General features: G+C 66.4%; 6 protein-coding genes. 2 read left to right on the forward strand and 4 right to left on the reverse strand.

The genetic code is table 11. The features are described from left to right. Window positions 1–492: 492 nt before the first annotated feature. From P3T29_RS21825 to P3T29_RS21835, 3 genes are all read right to left on the reverse strand, one after another. Window positions 493–885, reverse strand: coding sequence for a hypothetical protein (locus P3T29_RS21825; RefSeq protein ID WP_280718250.1), 393 nt, complete (start codon window positions 883–885; stop codon window positions 493–495). A gap of 391 nt (window positions 886–1,276) precedes the next feature. Further along, complete coding sequence (locus tag P3T29_RS21830) at window positions 1,277–1,666, reverse strand: hypothetical protein (protein WP_280718251.1); 390 nt, start codon at window positions 1,664–1,666, stop codon at window positions 1,277–1,279. Between the two features lie 7 nt (window positions 1,667–1,673). Further along, window positions 1,674–8,255: an RHS repeat-associated core domain-containing protein gene (locus P3T29_RS21835; protein ID WP_280718252.1), complete on the reverse strand. Its 6,582-nt coding sequence runs from the start codon at window positions 8,253–8,255 to the stop codon at window positions 1,674–1,676. 849 nt (window positions 8,256–9,104) lie between these two features. Between P3T29_RS21835 and P3T29_RS21840 the strand changes: the two genes are divergently transcribed. Further along, window positions 9,105–9,563 carry a hypothetical protein gene (locus P3T29_RS21840; protein ID WP_280718253.1) on the forward strand — a complete coding sequence of 153 codons (459 nt, stop codon included), beginning with the start codon at window positions 9,105–9,107 and terminating at the stop codon, window positions 9,561–9,563. Further along, window positions 9,449–13,153 carry a LamG-like jellyroll fold domain-containing protein gene (locus tag P3T29_RS21845; protein WP_280718254.1) on the forward strand — a complete coding sequence of 1,235 codons (3,705 nt, stop codon included), beginning with the start codon at window positions 9,449–9,451 and terminating at the stop codon, window positions 13,151–13,153. The genes P3T29_RS21840 and P3T29_RS21845 overlap by 115 nt, the downstream gene beginning before the upstream one ends. Window positions 13,154–14,000: 847 nt before the next feature. Here the strand turns inward: P3T29_RS21845 and P3T29_RS21850 are convergent. Then, window positions 14,001–18,083 (reverse strand): LamG domain-containing protein, encoded by a 4,083-nt coding sequence (locus P3T29_RS21850; protein WP_280718255.1) that lies wholly within the window; start codon window positions 18,081–18,083, stop codon window positions 14,001–14,003. Window positions 18,084–18,312 lie beyond the last annotated feature (229 nt).

Raw genomic sequence — 18,312 nt, forward strand, 5'->3', positions numbered from 1 at the left:
GGACTGTACTTCGATGGCCTTGCCACGCGGATCTTCACCTTCCTGGATCAACAAGATCCATTGTCAGGTGTGTCCACATCGCGGGGGTCACCTCAATGATGAATCCCAGGTCAGTCCTCTGACCTGGGGTTTCTTGTCTGGCTGGCCTTGGAATTCGGGCTAATCGGGCACTGGTGGTCTACGCATCGAAATGTGCCTGTCTGGGAACGTGCGCAGGGTGGCAGTGCATGCCAGCCGGTGAACGATGTCGGTAAGCCGTGTGCGCGAGAAGAGCCTGCACGGTTTGACGGGCGGGGGCTGGAAACGGAGCCCTTATAGGCTACCGCGCCAGTCCCCGACCCTACTCAAAGAGCCGGTGCAAGCCCCGGCCAACCGTTCATACTCGGGCAAACACCCGGCACTGGTCCCGAGCGCTGTCGGCCGGAGACTGCCCACTCCCTTCCTTGTGCCGGCCGGCCGGCACAAGGAAGGGAGTGGCAGAGCGAGCCGTTTTCACGAACACAACTGCGAGACGGCGATATCTGTCACATCCTGAGTCATTTCGTCAAAACCGCTCAAGACTTCCCGCAGAGCCGACGGAAGAGCCATGGCACCGATCGGGATGTCCGGCGGAGAGAGAAGGACCTCTCCGGATTCACGACAGGCGTCCATCGTGGCCACGAAGTCATCCCCTGAGCGAATGAACTCCAGCGAGATGTCGACGGGGTCCTCGGTATCGTCGATCCGGACGATCGAGATATAGGCACTCAGCAGAGAACCGGCCGTGGACCGCGACTCCGCCCGGGTCTTCAGCTCCGGCTCCCGGACGGCAAGCTCGTCGGCGATGCGCGCCCGGATTCCCTCAAGATGGGAAAGTACCGTCGGGGTGATGTCGATCTCGGTCATTTGATATCCTTCAGAAACTTCACAAAAGCCGCCAGGAGCTCTGCGGTCAATGGGTGCTCTACGGTTTCGGCTGTCGCCCTTGACGCTATCCAGCCCTCCATTTCAGCCGGATCCCGGGGCTTGATCGACACATGTCCGTTCCTGGAGTACGCTTTGACGTTGCCGTCAGCGTTGCCGTCAAGACAACCAGAAGCCCTGCCGAAGAACCGCGGCAGGGCTTCTGACTAAACGCACTCACTATTAGATCATTGACCACGATTGGCGGCGGATGCACACTTTTTATATCCGGTCATGAACTGCGACATCTCGTCGGCGAGAAACCATCAGCGGACTGCCAGAAGAAGTTGAGTCGCTGATTCGATGCCTACCCCACGGAATGCACCAGAGCCCGCTACTTCTTCGAGATCATCGAAATCCCACCCGATGCAAGGGAGAATATCCGGGCAAGCGACTTCCGAACATCCGGGTCTCGATCGAGTCGCTCCAGCGATTCAAACCTCGCCGGATCAATATCGATGGTGGCAATTCCGCCAGTATCCCCGCCACCCACGGTCGAGAACAGCAGGAGGCATCGGTAGGCCCGCACAGCCCCTCCTCGCTCCTCGCGCATCAGCGACTGGAGGACGACGAATTCTTCTTTGACCTGACTGCGGAGTGCGTCCACGGAGGTCCACCGAGTCGCCCAGCCTCGATCCTCCGCCTCCAACTGCATCTCGAGCAGCGTATCGAAACTGATCTGACACACACGGAAGTCGGGGTCAGTCGAATGAATCATAGGCATCAGAGCACTACTCCCCGCCGTAGACGTCGATACGGATTTGCGTGTTCGGGTCGATGCGACCGTCGTCGATCCTTGTTTGGATTTCGTCCCAGCGGTGATGACCTCCAAGAATCGTGCCGTCACGTGAGACGAGAATTCCTTCTCCCGGTGCGGCCTTGTTGACCCCGTCCAGAAGTTCCTTGTCGCTCAGGTACTCGTGGTACCACTGCGACGCTGGATCCCGAGTCTTCTGCCCCTCTGTGTATTTACCGAGATCGCCAGCCTTCTCGTAACGTGTCGAGATCTCCGGGCATGGCCCAGAATTGTGAACGAGTACCGGCGTGGCGCCAGCGAGTACATAGTACGTGTGGAGGTCGCTGATAGTCAGGTTGTACATGTTGGCTGCGCCTGGAACGACCAGTACTGAATGAATCGTGGCGCTTCCGCCACCGGTGGTGGCGAGGTCGTGTCCAGGGGTGAGGCCAACGGCTGGGGCCCAGCTCTTCAGGGTGTCGTCCCAGAAGGGGTGATTCGCTGTCGTGTGGATGAGCGAGAGTCGACCGTCCGATGTCATGACGGTGAGGTCGACAAGGTCGTTGTCATGGTTCAGATGGAGAGCCGTTACCAGGCGTCCGCCGACCATTTTCCCAGTTTCAGGGTCAGCTGATTCGACATCATCGCCGATCTTGACATCGGCTATCTGTTTGGTGGATCCGTCCTCCAGGAGGACACGGGTGCTGCCTTCGAAACTATTCCCTCCGCACAGGCTTGGCGCTATCGCATAACGCTTCACCGCGTCCGGAGTATCGTCCTGTTCTATGAATTTCCAGTAAGGATCTTTTATCGGCTTTTCGCCAAATCGACCCCCGGAATGCTCTTCACTGTCAGGGTGCTCGCCTCCCCCTACCAAAAGGGCAACCGCATCGACTGCGGTTCCCCAGAGAATAGCAATCTGGATGGATTCGGAGCTTGTGCAGATTCCCTTTGTCGAGGCGCAGACGTCATTGGCCAACGAGTACTGCGCGGTGGGGGTCAGTTCCGGGTCATACTTATCGACGTGATGTGCGCGCTTTGCCCAGTAATCCTCGACGAACTTGTCCGGGTTGGAGAAGTCTGCCGGCAGGACGAGATTGGTGTCGACATGTGTCGTGCCGTCCGATGGAAGGTTGTCGTCGCTGCCACCTGGCGCGACGCCTCCGGCTTTGTTGTCGGTGGGGCAGTCGGCCTGGTCGCCGCCGCAGTTGAGCTTCAGGCCGGTGGGGTCGGAGGCGTTGACGGGGTTGTTGTTGCTGTAGGCGTAGCCGTTCCACTGCTGGGGGTCGGCGGCGTCGAGGAGGGGGTCGGGGTTGAGGAAGCGGCCGGTGGTGGGCTGGTATTCGCGGGCGCCGAGGTTGGTGAGGCCGGTGGTGTCGTCCTTGGTACCGCCGACGAAGCCCTTGTCGCCTGCCCAAGCGCTGGGTGCGGGCTGGGTGCCGCGGGGGTTGCCGAAGGGGTCGGTGGGGCGGCGAGTTTCGGCGAGGGTGGTGAGGTTGACGGCGAGGCTGTTGGTGCCGTGATGGTCGGAAAGTTGGACGACGAGTCCGGCGGTGCCGACGCGGACGTCGGTCATGCCGTTGGGCATGGGGTAGTAGCGGGTGCCCGTGAGGGTGGGGGGTTTGGCGGTGGTGTCGTAGGTGAGTTCGTCGCTGCCGAGGTTGACGGTGGTCTTGCCGGGGTCGTGGCGGATGAGCTGGTTGCCGTCGGCGTCGTAGATGTAGGTCGTGCCCGGGGACTGACCGGTCTTTGCGACGGAGGCGAGCTTGTCCTCGCCGTCCCAGGTGAGGTTGACGGTGCCGCTGGTGTCGGTGACCGACGTGGTGTTGCCCGCCTCGTCGAACTGCGAGGTGCTGACGGTGGGCGTACCTGTGCCGACCGTGGTACTGGCGCTCAGGAGCGCGTGCGGACCGCCGGTGCCGCCACCGGTGTTGGCGGCTTTGGTGGGAGTGTTGGGGGTGGTGGAGAAGGTCTGGGTGGTGGTGGTGTCCTTGGTGGAGTCACCGCCGGGGTTGTGCTGAACGAGGGTGCGGCGGTTGCCGGTCAGGTCGTAGGTGTAGTCCTGCCAGTAGGGGCTTCCGCCGCCGACGGTGGTCTTCAGCGGTGCCTGGACGCCACTGGTGGGGGTGGTGTTGGTGCAGGCGCCCAGGGAGCGGACCTTGTGCTGGAGCGGGTCGGGGCTGGTGATGCCGCCGGTGTCGCTCCAGGCGGTGGTGAGGCGGCCGAGGCTGTCGTAGCTGAAGCACTGCCGGTCTGTCGCGGCGGGGGTGTTGTCGGGGATGCCGGTGATCGAGGTGAGCTGTCCGGCGGGGTTGTAGGTGTAGTTGGTGATCTGGGCCTGGCCGTTCTGGGACGTCTGCTTGTCGACGTAGTCAGCCGTAGCCTGCCCGGTGGACTGGTCGTAGACGGTGGTGGCGACGACCTGGGTGGCCCAGGGGTTGACCGTGGTGCGCTGCGGGCGGCCGAAGGCGTCGTACGCCGTGTTCAGGTCGTAGGTGACCTTGCCCACGGTCTTGGTCAGGAGGCCGTACGCGTCGTAGGAGTTGCCGACGGTCTCGGCGGGGAGTCCGCCGATTCCGGGGAGGGCGGTGGTGTTGAGGTTTCCGGTGACCCTGTCGTAGGTACCGCTGGTGGTGTAGATGAACGGGGTGGCCTGGCCGACCTCGGAGCCGGGGATGCTGACCGTGCCGCCGGTGGGGCGGTAGGCGTCGTCGTAGCCGTTGACGGTGGTGCTGTACGCCGGGCCGGACGCGCCGTTCGTGTAACGGGTGGAGGAGGCGGGCCGGCCCTTGCCACCGGTGACGCTGTCGTAGGTCCAGGCCGCCTGCTGGTTGGCCGAGCTGGCACTGCCGGTGTACTCGCCGGTCTTACGGCCGATCAGGTCGTAGGTGTAGACGAGCGTCTTGTTGCGGGCGTCGGTGACGGAGTTGAGGTTTCCGGCGGCGTCGTAGGTCTGGGCGGTGGTGCCGGTGTCGGGGTCGGTGGCGGTGTTCTGCCGGCCGAGGAGGTCGTAACCGTAACTCCAGGCGTTCCCGGCCGCGTCGGTGCGGGTGCTGGGCTTTCCGTCGGGGGTGTAGGTGTAGCGGGTGACGGTGGCGTCGGCCGGGTTCCCGGTCGGGGTCAGCTTGTTGTACTGCCACAGCTCGGCGGTGTGCCCGCGGGAGTCGGTGACCGTGGTGGTGGGCCATCCGCCGCTGGGCGGGGTGACGTCGGTGCGGTCGGCACCGGGGTATGCGGTGGTGGTGGTCCACTGTGTGGTACCGAGCGAGACGAAGCTCGACGTGGTGGTGCGCCCCCGGCCGTCGAACGTGTTCAAGGTCTGGGAGGGGATCTGGTTGTCGCCGGCCGCTGGTGTGCTGTTGGGGACGACCAGGGTGCCGTTGGGCCCCGAGTCCGCGTTGTACCAGGGGGCGTTGGTCTTGTAGACGCGTCCCTGGGAGTCGCGGAAGGAGTCGGAGATCAGGCGCCCGGTGATGCCCTTGACCGCCGTGTTCGTCTGGACCTGGCGGACGCGGCCGAGGCCGTCCATGATCTGGACGCTGTTGGTGTAGGTCGGGCTGGTGGTCTGGTCGACCTTGAGGCTGGCGGTGGTCACGGCCGCGGGCAGCGCCCGGCCGCTGTCAAGGGTGTACGTGAAGGTCCGGTTCGGGTTCTGGCTGGTGGTCCGCCCGGCCTGCCAGACGGAGACCGGTCGCCCGAGGGCGTCGTACGCCTCCGTGGTGACCTTGCTGTTGGGGTCCTTGACCGTCAGTGCGGTGCTGCGGCGCACGTCGAACGTGGTCGTGGTGTCCCACGTGGTGGTGGGCGCTCCCGGAACCGGTGCCGAGACCGTGACGGTCGCGGGCAGTTCACCGGCCGCCGCCGGGGCGTAGCTGGAGCTCGTGGTCGCCCCGCCCAGATGCTGGGCATCGGTGCTGGTCAGGGCCGTTGCGGTCAGCAGTCGGCCGTAGGAGTCGAAGCTGGCACTGTTCTTCGGTGTGTAGTGCGCTTTGCCCGAACCGTCGTAGGAGTCCAGGACCTGTGATCCGGTGGCGTTCGCCACCGTTCCGGCCTGTCCCCAGGGCAGGGTGTCGTACAGGATCTCACCGTCGGAGACCGTGTTCGCCTGGGCGGGAGTAGCCGTGCAGGCGTTGTTGCCGCTGACGACGGTGGTGCGGTCGACGAGGTCGGTGCGCTGCGGATCGGGTCCGGTGGCGTAGCCGGTGCGGGTGCACAGGTCGGGCAGGCCGTCGGCCTGGTCGAGGACCGTGCTGGGGCGGTTGTTGTGGTCCGGGTCCGTGCTGGTGGTCTTGGTGGTGGTGCGCCAGGTGGTGTCGGTCTTGAGGGACCGGGTGGTGGTGACCATGCTGGTACCGGCGTAGCGGGCCACGACCGGTACGGGGATGGTGGTGCTGCCGGTCATGGTGTGGGTGGCGGTGGTGACGGGGTTGGTGGTGCGGTTGACGGTGGTGGCGACGATCTTGAGCTTGCTGGAGTCGCTCTCGTCCTGGGCGTAGGTGTCGGTCTGGACGGCTTGGCCGGAGAGCCAGTCGTCGTCGGTGACGGTTTCGCCGAGGGCGTCGGTGAACTGGGAGGTGCGGTCGGTACCGGTGGTCTTGTCGCCGTTCATGCCCTGCAGGTAGGTGGTGGTGCTGCGGCCCTTGGGGCCGTCGGTGCCGCTTCCGGTGATGGTGGTGACGGTGGCGTAGCCGCGGAAGTCGCCCCAGGTACGGGAGTTGGCGTCGGTGTACTCGCTGTCGTCGCGGTGCCAGCCGGGGTTGGTGTAGGTGTAGGCGGTCTGCTGGGGGGTGTATCCGCCGCCGTTGATGGTGGTGGGGTCGTCGGTGGTGAGGGAGGCGACGGTGTAGTGGTTGAACCAGTCAAGGATGGGGTCGGAGCCGGCGATGGCGCCTGGTGGTGTCCACTTCACGGGGAAGCAGGACATGTTGTTGTTGTCCTCGGCGGTGGGCATCACGTTCTTGAGGCGTGAGCAGCCGGGGAGGTTGTAGTCGGCGGTGAGGACGGCGCCGGTCTCGTTGTGGATGACATGGATGCGGGGCCGGTTGATGTCGGGGAAGGTGGCGCCGTTGGCGGAGGTGGCGACGCCGTCGACGCGGTTGGGCAGCATCTGGTACTCGAAGCTGACCGGCGGCAGCTGGATGTTGGGTGTAGCTGTTTTGCCGGTGCGCACGATGGAATCCAGCCACAGGGTGCGCTGGCTGGTGCTGTCACCGGGCGGGGGAAACGACTGGGACAGCGCGTAGGAGTCGACGTCGTTCCAGGCGTTGTTGGAGCGGACCGCCGTGGTGATGGACGTTAGTTTCTTGGTGCTGAAGAAGGTCGGCCCGTAGTGGGCGCAGGGAGTAGTGGTGGTAGCGGGGTCCGGGCACTCCTGGTCGACAGGGACGTCGGGCCAGTACGAGGAGTTGTCGGTGCTGCGCAGGGCGGCCGCGCAGCTGAAGTTCTTGTCGGTGCCGGTGTCGGTGGTGCAGCGCTCGGCGTCGGCTGTGAACGTGATGCGGGCGGCGGGCTGGAGCGTTCCGCCCGCCTTGAGCTGCTCGTCCTGGCGCTGGCCGTAGGCGATCTGGTGGAGGAGGTTGGCGCGGGTGTAGGCGGTGGTGGTGCCGGTGCCGTTGTTCTGGCCGCCGCCGCGCGCGTAGTAGCCGGTCTCCGGGTTGTAGGTGTAGGTGGTGAGGTTGCCGTGCGGGTCGACGATGTAGTCCAGGGCCCAGCGCGATGCCATCTGGCACCAGGACGCCGCACCCTGGCCGGCGTCGTAGCAGGGGTCGCCGCTCGTGGGTGAGTAGACGGGGACGGTGGAGACGGACTGGCTGGCCGTGCCAATGGTCTGCATGGTGCCGTCGGCCTTGGGGAGGTAGTTCGCCCCGAAGTAGTAGATGATGCCGGCGCTGTCGGTGACCTTGACGTACTCGCCGTTGTTGGCACCGTTGTTGGCACCGGTCAGGAACTCGACCTTGGTGCCGTCGTCACCCTTGATACGCCAGACACCGGAGGCGTCGTCGTGGACCAACGAGCCCGAGTGCGAACCGAACGACATGGTGGCGTTCTCGCCCGCCCAGCACCGGTCGCCGGAGCCATCGATGCCGTGCTTGTCGCAGGTCTGGTAGGTCCGTTCGATGAAACCGGGGTTGTAGTCCCACCCATCGCCGATCCATGACGACTGGGCGTTCGTCGCCGACGTCTTCCCGTCCACCGAGGAGGAGTCGTAGGCCAGCGACACACCGGGGACGCTCCCGCCCAGAGTGGGAGGCACCTGGATGCCGTAGCTGTAGGTAAGACCGCCGCTTGAGCTACCTGCGGTCCACCCCGAGGACGGGTTCAGGCTGGAGGCCTTGTAGTCGCCGCCGCCGCCGGAGGACGTGGTCGTCGCGCCGAGCAGCATGGGCGCGGATGCCGCTTGGACGGCCTGCGGTGAGGCCATCGTCGAGCGCCCGGTTGCAGCGGTGCTTGCACTGGTGGGGACGGTGATGTCGGCGATCACCCGTTTGGTGGCCGCGTCGACGTGGGTGGCGACCAGGGTCTGCACGGTGCACGCCGGAATCCGGGGCGTGGTCAGCGCACAGGCCGGCAAAGTCACCAGATGGCCCCGCTGGGAAAAGGTCCCGCCGGTGGCGGCGTCCAGCGCCTTCGGGTCGAGGGCGATCTGCGCGGGACCGCCCTTCGTGTCAGCGGTGGGGCTGAACTGGAGCAGCAGGCCGTCGATTCCAGCGGCTTGTGCCGCCTTGGAATCGGACTGCTTGACCGTCAGCTTTCCGCCCAGTGAGGACTTTTGCGGACCAAATGCTGCCGGTGCCAGCCAAACGGGGAGGTCTCCGGCGTGCGCCGGTGACTCCGGCCCCGCTGCTGACAGATCTGCTGTGCCGGTCGCCGCGACAACCGGCTTGCGTGATGGTGCGGATACGGCGGACCGCGTGGAATGGCGTGGCGTCACCGCTGCCCCGTGACCCACCGCCACGACGGCCACCGACGGGGTCTGGGACAGCGGAGTATTGGGCGGAGACCACAACTGCTCCGGGTCGACGGCTGCGGCTGCGAGGCCGACGGGCCCGAGCAAGGACGTCAAGATCGCCAGGGTGGCCACCACCGCGGCGCGGGAGCGAACACCTCTGGCACGTATGGGTGAAACAGGACGGGTAGCGCGATCAGGCACCAAGAACCCCCCGGGTTGACGGAAACGCAAGAAACCCGTCCGACAGACAGCCGGACGGGTCGCTGGGATTCTAGGGCTGGTTTAACTCGAAAGAAAGGACTTTTTAAGAATCCTTGGCTGGTGATGCATGTCACGCAGTGTAGGAATCCAGGCATTCTCCACAACTCGGACGCTGTCGCGGTAAATGCCTTTCCGGACCAACCATTTGTTCTGTCAGCATGCGTCTGGACTCTGCTTTCTTACCGTTCATCAGCACGCACTCTGGGGGATCTTCGCATGCCTGCACGGCCGTACATATCCGGTCATAGACGCTGCCGTACACGACTCCGTCTGGCTGCGGCCGTCGTTGTCCTCGGCCTGGCGGCCTCCCTGAACACCCCGCTCGCGTTCGCCGATGACGTGCCGAGCGCGGAGACCATCGCGGCGCAGGACGCCGCCCACGCCGGCGAGCTTCCGCCTCCCACCGCCGTCCAGCAGGCCATCGCTACCGCGAAGTCGACCGGCACCAAGGTCGCCATCGACTCGCTCGCCACCGAGTACAGCGAGACCTACGCGACGACCGACGGGCACGTGTCGCAGACCCTGCACCCGGACCAGCAGCGGATCAAGAAGAACGGCGCGTGGGCCGCCCTCGACGCGACGCTGGTGGCGAACCCGGACGGTTCCTACTCCCCCGCGCAGCTCCGAGCGGACTCGCCCTCTCCAACGGCGGCAGCGACCAACTCGCCACACTGACCGGACCGAACGGCCAGCAACTCGGACTGACCTCGCCGTTCCCGCTGCCGGCCCCGACGGCCAGCGGTAACTCGCTGCTCTACGACGTGGCGCCCGACACCACGTTGAAGGTCACCGCCACGAAGTTCGGCGGCCTGTCGACCGTCATCATCCTGAAGACCGCTGCCGCCGCCGCGAATCCCGCCCTGAAGAAGCTTCACTTCGGTACGACCACCAACGGTGTCACCGTCAAGGCGGACGCGGCCAACAACATCACTGCCGCAGCGGCAGACGGAACGACGCTGTGGCACGCGCCCGCGCCGCAGATGTGGGACAGCACCCCTTCCACCACGTCGCCGGTCCAGGCGCAGGCACGCTCGGCACCGCGCACGGCCAAGGCCGCTGCGAAGTCCTCGCGGCTCTCGAGGTCCTCCGCAGCCGACTCCGGCAGCAGCCCGCACGCCGAAAGCACCGCCGACGGCCCCGGTACCGGCGCCCGCGTCGCCGTCATGCCCGTCCAGACGGACGCCACCGGCATCAACCTGAGCACCGACCAGGACATCCTCAGCAAGGGCACCGGGCCCTGGTTCATCGACCCGGCCTGGATCGCCGACTCACGCGGCGTCAACCTCTGGAACTGGGTGCAGTCCGCGCACCCTGACGAGAACAACGACAACCGGCAGGGCGATGCCGACAGCGACCACCCGGGCATCGGCACCTGCGGAACCTCCTACCCGAACGGCGGCAGCTGCTCAACCCAGTCGACGTACCACACCTACTACCGTTTCGACCTGTCCGGCCTCGGCGGAGCCGTCATCAACTCGGCCACCCTGAACCTGCAGGAGTACGTCTCCGCCGACTGGTCGTGCGACACCACCTACGGCATCGATGCCTACCGCACCGACTCCGTCGCCAACGGCACCACCTGGTCGAACGAACCCACCTGGCGTGAGTCCCAGGGGACCGACAACGTGGGCGGCTCGGGCGCCACCGGCTCTGCCTGTCACGACAACGTGCCGTTCCAGTTCAACGTCACCGGCGCGGTCTCCTCACAGGCCGGGGGCTCGGTCACCTTCGGCCTCCGTGCCGACGACGAGTCGAACCCCTACGCCTTCAAACGCCTCACCTACCAGCCCAGCCTGAGCATCCAGTACGACAGGTACCCTGCGGTCCCCACCGGCCTGCACACCGGTCCGATCACACCCAGGACCCTGTCCAACCCCGACATCGAGTCCTGCGGCAACGGCCCGGTCTCCAGCTACGGGTGGATCACCAGCGACAGCGTCCAACTGCAGTCCACCCTCACCTCGCCCGGCCCGAACGTGCTGAACGAGTGGGTGAACATCTGGGACAACACCAACGGCGGAAAGCAGGTCACCACCGGCTGGAGCGGCACGGTCCCCAGCGGGGGTACGGCGAGCTACCAGCTCCCCGCCAAATCGCTCCAGAACGGCCACGTCTACGGCTGGGAGGCCTTCGCCAACGACGGCATCCTCTTCAGCCCGAAAACCGGGGTCTGCCACTTCAGCGTCGACCTGTCCGCACCCACCCTCACGGTCCGCCCCACGATAGATGTCACGACCGGTCAGCTCCCGCCGTCCGGGAACGGCCAGACCACCAACGTCCCCGTCGGCGGCACCGGCTACCTCCCCGTCACCGCCGACGACCCGGCTCCCGGCGCGGGTCTCGTGTCCTCCGGGCTCGCCTACCTGCGCTGGACCTACGACCCGCACCCGGCCGCCAACGTGGGATGGGTGACCCCGAACAACTCCAAGTGGGTCACCCCCGCCGGACTGATGGTCAGTCCGAAACACTGGGGCACCAACGTCGTCTACATCCAGGCCGAGGACAACGCCGGCAACATCAGCCAGCCGTACCCGTACTCCTTCTACGTCCCCTGGACACCCTCACCCCTTGCCTATGGCGACGTTTCCGGCGACGGCCACCCCGACATCCTCGCGGCCGACCCCAACACGGGCGACCTCCTCGACTACGGCCAGGGCATCACCTTCACCGCGCCCAGGACCGGCGTCCCCACCGCCGGCGGATCCACGCTACCCGGCCTCCAGGTGGCGGCCCCCGCCGCGAACGCGCCCGACAGCGGACACACCTGGAAGGACTACCACCTCACCCACCGCGGCTCGGTCTCACCACAGAACCAGCTGGACGACCTCTTCGCCCACATCGACCCCACCCCCTCGGCACCGGCCGGCGGCGACGCCCTCTGGAACCTGACCAACAGCACCCAGACACCCGGCACGTTCTACGGCGGTGCCAGCAGCGCCAGCCAGCTCTTCCGGCCCACCTGCGCCAACACCACCGCCAACCCGCATCCCGAGTGCCTGGACTACGGCAGCGTCGACAGTTGGTCGACCGTCAGCCAGATCACGCCCATCGGTTCGAGCAACGCCAAGCTGACCCCCACCGACAAGCCGGGGGACGCGACGGGCGTCCTCGCCGTCGAGAAGGGCAACCTCTGGTACTACCCGGCCGGTAACGGTGCCGCGGCCAACTCGAGCGGCAACCTCACGTTCTTCGGTCAGCCGGTCGAACTGGCCAAGGGCGGCTGGGACAACTTCGACCTCATGATCCCCGGAGACACGCTCTCCACCGGCCAACCCGCCCTCTGGGTCCGGGCCCGCAACAACGCCACCGGCGTCACGGCCGGCGACATCCTTCAGTACGCCCTCACCTTCGACAGCACCGGCTTCGTCGTGACCGGCATCACCCAGAAGCCCGCGACTCCCATCGACACGAACATCACCACGCAGAACTGGCCCGTCGTCGGCGCCGTCGGCGACCTGACCGGCGACAACATCCCCGACCTCTGGGGCACCGGGCCGACCGGCCAGATCACCACCTGGGCCGGCACCGCCACCGACCCCACCAACAAGACCAAGCTCACCGGCTTCACCCACCGGACCAACCAGTGGCTCCTCAACCCCAACACCAAAGCCAACGACACCACCGGCAACAGCTCAGGCAACCCGGTGACCCCCGTCGGCGGAACCACGGCCTGGAGCCCCGACGCACCGGCCGGAACAGCCGTCACAGGCTCCGCCGCCCTCACCGGCACCGGCATCCTCGCCGCCACCGGACCAGCCCTCAACACCACCACCAGCTACAGCGTCAGTGCCTGGGCCAAGCTCGACAACAAGAACACCTGGCAGACCTTCGTGTCCCAAGCCGGCACCACCATGGGCAACTTCTACCTCCAGTACAACAAGACCCTGGACGCCTGGACCTTCCTCACCACCGCCTCCGACAAGGCCGGCGCCGCCCAGTACATCGCCCACAGCGACCCCAAGACGCTGCCCGTCACTCCAGGGCAGTGGACCCACCTGACCGGCACCTACGACCTCAGCTACGACAGCAACAACATCGCCACCGGCACCGTCACCCTCTACGTCAACGGTCAGTTCGCAGGCTCGGCAGGCGTCTCCAACCCCACCGCCAACACCTGGGCCGCCACCGGACCACTGACCATCGGCGGCGTCCAGACCACCGGCGGAGCCGTCAACAACCAGACCACCGGCCACATCGCCGACGTCCGCGTCTACCCCTACACCCTCACCAAGGACCAGGTCACCACCATCTACAACAACGAGTGACCCCACCGGCGCAGCCGTAACACCGGCCACAGACACACGCTCAACCAGCCAACATCCAGGGGACGATACCCATAGAAAAAGGACGCTGCTGGCAGTTCTGAGCCCTGGCATTCTGCCGGGACTGTCCGAAAACCTGACACTCCCATTCTGCCCCGTTGGAGCTTCCCAGCGGGGCAGAATGCTGTGCGGAGGGAGGTTCCTGGACGACCCCACCGACACCCCGGTGGCAGCTCGCGTGCCCGGAATGCCTGGTGGGGGTGTTCGCCAGCTTGGGGAACCGGGTTGTGGCTACTCTCCAGTAGAGGGAAGCCTTTGGGTGGGCGGCGAGGAGGGCCCTGATGGGCGCACGGGGTGCGAGAGAGGCCCTGTTCTGAGAAGCCGTCAGCCGCTAGGGGTGTCCAAGGGGTGACCGGACACCTTCGGACGATCCGACATAGTCCGTCACAGTAGTCGCCGCGTCCAAGGCGCCATGCTGTGACGGAGGTTTGAAAGCGCTTCTGATCTGCGCGAACGTTGGATTCAGCGGCACGCGACGGCAGGGGCCATCATGACAGCCCGTTAGGATGATTGTCCGATTTGCGGACTTTTAATCCGTAGGTTCAGGGTTCGAGCCCCTGGCGGCCCACCAGATCAACTCTCGCGTGACGAAGGGCGTTCTCCCCTGTGGGGAGGACGCCCTTCGTCACGTTCGGCTCTGCGGCCGGGACTCGGGTGAGTCGACAGGATGCGGGCCGTATTGCTGCGCGAACGGTGGTCACGAAGACCCCACCGGGGTGAGACGTAGACGGCTCGCCCCCCTTGCTTGCGCATGAGGGGCGAGCCGTCCGGATGGTGTGCTGGTGTCAGGTCACTGGTTCTGGAAGATCGTGCTGACCTGCTCCTTGGAGAGCGTGTACGGGTAGGTGGCGACACCGGCGATGTTGCCGGTGGTCTGGTTGCTGATGGCGCCGGTCGTGGTCCTGGCCCCGCCGATCGTCAGCGAGCCGGGAGCACTCCAAGTGGTGGTGGGGACGTTGGCGGTCCCGACCGCGACTCCGTTGACGTAGAGGGTGAGGAGGCCGTTACCGATGCCGACGCCGGGGTCGTAGGTGCCGACCAGGTGCGTCCACTGTGTGCTCAGTTTGCTGGAGTCGCTGTGGGCGATGTACTGGGCCGCGCCGGTGCTGTCGGACGCGGTGGTGAGGAAGGCCCAGGCGTTCAGGCCCTTGTTGTACTGGAGGTAGAAGCCGCCCATGTTGGCGCCGGACTGGGAGACGAAGGTCTGGTACGAGTTGAAGTTGTCGACCTTGACCCAGGCGCTGACGCTGAAGGTGCTGCCGGTGTTGAAGGCGGCGTTGCCGGTGGGAAGGATGCCACCGTCGAGGCGGGCGGAGCCGGGGAGGGCGGTGCCGGTGACCGGGGCCGTGCTCCACGAGACGTTGCCGGTGGGGTTGACCGGGCTGGCGTGGCCCGCGTCGTCCGTCGGGGTCGAGCCGCTGAGCAGCCACTGGTTCGTGCGCCTGGTGAAGCCGGTGACCGGGCCACGGACGGGCTTGTTGTTGGAGTCGAATCCGGTGACTGCGGCGACACCGCCCCAGGTGGTGATCTGGTTGGTGCCTGCGGCCCGGGCCCAGAGGTCGGGCACGTTGTCGCCGGTCAGGTCGCCGTCGGAGCCGATGAGCGGCCAGTTCTGGGGCGTCATGCCGCTGCCGATGCGGGTCGTCGGCGACTGGGTGATACCGGTGACGACGGTGTTGCCGGCGTCGAAGTTGAGCGCGAACTGGAGGATGTCACCGGATGCGACGGTACTGCCGTTGCCCTTGTTGGCCCGGACCCAGAGCGCGGGGTGGCCGGTTGCCAGCGTGTCGCCGGGGATCATCAGGTCGTAGTCGTTCCAGCCGCCTTTGGCGAGCTCGACCGGGGCGCCGAACTTCACAGGATTGCCGCTGGCGTTGGGCGGGGTGGAGCCGCTGCCCGCCGGGTAGTACCAGAGGTTGTCCTGCTGGACCACGAGGATGCCGGTGGCGTCTCCGCTCTTGTCACTCGGCGAGAGCTGCGACTTGCCGGACCCGATGGGTGTGATCTGCCGGATGGTGGCCCAGCTGTCGATGTCGCCGTAGTCGTCGCACTGCTTCGGAGCGGCTGCTGTGGCGGCACAGTCGGGGCGGTAGAGCTGGGTGGGACCGGCGGAACCGCCGTAGAAGGTACCAGGGACGTCAGGGTTGTTGTCGATGTACCAGAGCGCGCCGCCGCCACCGCTGGGGGCTGCGGGAGTCGGGTCGATATGGGCGAACAGACCGTCGACCGGGTTCTCGGGCGAGGTCGAACCCCGGTGGGAGATGCGGTAGTCCTTCCAGGTGTGTCCGGTGCCGGGCGCGTTGGCGGCGCAGGCGGCGAACCGCAGACTGACCTGTGCGGAGCAACTGGGGGCAGGGCCACCGGCGCTGGGGGCGTTGAAGGTGATGGCCTGGTTGTAGTCGAGGAGGTCGCCGGTGTTGACGTCGGGAGCGAGGACGTCGGGGTGCCCGTCACCGGTGACATCGCCGTAGGCGAGTGGGGTCGGGACCCACGGAACCCAGAAGGTATACGGGATTTCCTGGGTCTGGTTCCCCGCGCGGTCCTTGGCCTGGACGTAGACGGTGTTGGTGCCCCAGTGGGCCGCCTTCACCGGGATCCCGGTGGTCGCGATGCTGACCGGCTTCCCGGAGGCGCCGGACACGTAGTCAGGCGCGACCCAGCCCCAGTTAGCAGCCGGGTTCGGGGCGTAGCTCACGCGAATGGCCGCCACGCCGGAGGCGAGCAGACCGGCGCCGGGGGCGGTGTCGGTGACGGAGAAGGGGATGTACCCGACCTGGCCCGCGCTGATACCGGTCACCTGACCGTTGCCACTCGGGGGGAGCTGGGGATAGGTGCCCCCGACCGTGACCTTGTCGGACGTCTTGTTGACGCCGGGGAGGTGGACGGTGGGCGGGGAGTTGTCCACGGCGAAGTGGCAGACTGCGGTCTTGGCGCTGTAGGCGATGCCGTCGTTGGCGAAGGCCTCCCAGCCGTAGAAGTGGCCGTCCTGGAGGTAGTTGGCGGGTAGCTGGTAGCTTGCCACGCTGCCGTTGGAGACGAGGCTGCTCCAGCCGCTCTTGTCCGGAGAGGTCGGCACGGCGTTGTCCCAGATGTGCGCCCAGATGTTCAGCTGGCCCTGGGCGTCGGAGTTGACGGTGGCCTGGAGTTGGGTGCTGTTGCCGGTGATCCAGCTGTAGCCGGACGGCGAACGTTCGTCACAGGACTCGTCCGTGGTGACCGTGTTGTTGACACTGACGAGCCGGGGCTCCACGGGGCCGGTGTGCGGCACGCTCGGAACCTTGGGGTACCGGTCGTAGGTGACCACGAGGGTGGGGCTGGCGTTGAAGTACTTGAGGGCGTTCTGGTTGCTCTCGCTGCCCCGGATGCCGATGTCCATGATGTTCCAGGACTGGGCTGCGGCGCTGGTCATTGCGTTGGTGACGTTCAGCGGCACGGGGACGTTGCCGTAGCAGCCCGTCTGCCCGGCGGCACCGGCCTGCGCGCTGGACTGGAAGGTGCCGCCGTCCGGCTGGTTGCCCCAGTAGGTGTTGTCGTCGATCCCGCTGAAGACGTATGCGCTGACGGTGTCGTTCCCCCCGCAGTCCCAGCTGGCGGTCGAGTACTCGTTGATGGTCAGAGTGGCGTTGTTGATGAGGGCGCCGTGCCACGCCTGGACGTTGAACTGGTAGTAGACCCGTTCGGCCACCTGAGGGATGCAGCTGTCGCCTGCCGCGCCGTAGTCGCCGCACAGCCCGACGCCCAGGTGGTTGGTGTCGATATTCGGGGTGTTGCCGTTGTGGTGGGTGTCGGGGCCGTCGTCGGAACGGACCCAGGCCCAGTTCTGCAGGCTGGGGGTGTCGCTGAGCCAGCTCGGGTCGATGTAGACGGGGTACCTGGTCCCCGGGTCGGTCAGGATGGCCTGACTCGGGACGAGGTCGACCGCGTTGTTGTCGGCGGTCGTCGGCATGGCGGCGACCTTGGCGTTGGCCCCGGGGCCGCTGGTGCTGCTGACGGCGTCGGGTGCCGGGGGCGGGGTGGCACTCCGGTTGGCCGTCGAGCGCGGAGTCCGGGCGGGGGCCCCGGCCGGTGCCGCCGCCGGTGCCTCGGCGGCGTTGCTCGAATCCCACATGATCGGCGTGGGGGCGGAGAACACCCGCTTGCCGGTCCTGTCATCGAGAGCGCTGATGTTGCCCTTACTGTCGGCGCTGAGCTTCACGCCCTTGGCGGTGGTGGCCCAGTGCAGGGTCTTGAACGCCGGATTGGCCGCTGCAGCAGCGTTTTTGACGATGAGTACGGTGGAGAATCCGCCGCCCTTCGTCGCGGTGACCTTGAGGTCGACGCCTGGTGCTACGTTCGGGTAGAGGGCGCCGTTCCCGCTCGTCGTGGGCTTGGGCAGTGCGAACGGCGCGGCGATGGCGATCTGCTGACCGTTGGAGCCGGTCATGGTGGCCAGCGGGCCCGAGCCGCCACCCGACAGGGTGAGGTCGGAGGACGCGGCCTTCGGCGAGAGGGTGCCGTCGGCGTTGGCCGCGAGCGTCGCGTCGAGCCCTGCCCAGACGCCGTTTCGCTTCACGCGCTGGGCCTCGACCTGCCGACTCTCCTGGAGGTGGCCGGCCGGAGTTGCGACGGTTTCGGAGTACTCCGTGGTCAGGGAGGGGACAGGGATGTTCCGGCCGCTGGACTTGGCCTGTGCGATGGCCTTGTCGACCTCGGAGGCCGGCGGCAGGGTGGCGTGAGCCGCGTCGCGTGCGGCGATCGTGGCAGCGGTGGGGCTGCTGTCGGCGTGGGCGGCAACAGGCGTGGCCAGGGCTGCCGTCAGGCCGAGGAAGGCGACGGCAGCGGCCAGTCGGGGCGGACCGGGCCGCCGACGAAACGAGCGAGATGGTGAAGACATGTCAGGGAGCCCCCGGAGTTGTACGCATGAGCGGTGTTGCAGCACGAGCGAAACGCATGCTTACAGACGTGGTTGCCGCCGCCGAAACGCTTTGGAGGGCCTGTGTCCGGCTTGTGGGGGTTAGGTAGCTTCTCTGGTTAATGTGACATAAATCACTAGATAAAGTGTTGATAAATATCCTAGGTATGTATGGAAAACAGCCCCTAGAGTCCGAGCGGCCCGATGTGAC

Source organism: Kitasatospora sp. MAP5-34, assembly GCF_029894335.1.
Classification (GTDB): domain Bacteria; phylum Actinomycetota; class Actinomycetes; order Streptomycetales; family Streptomycetaceae; genus Kitasatospora.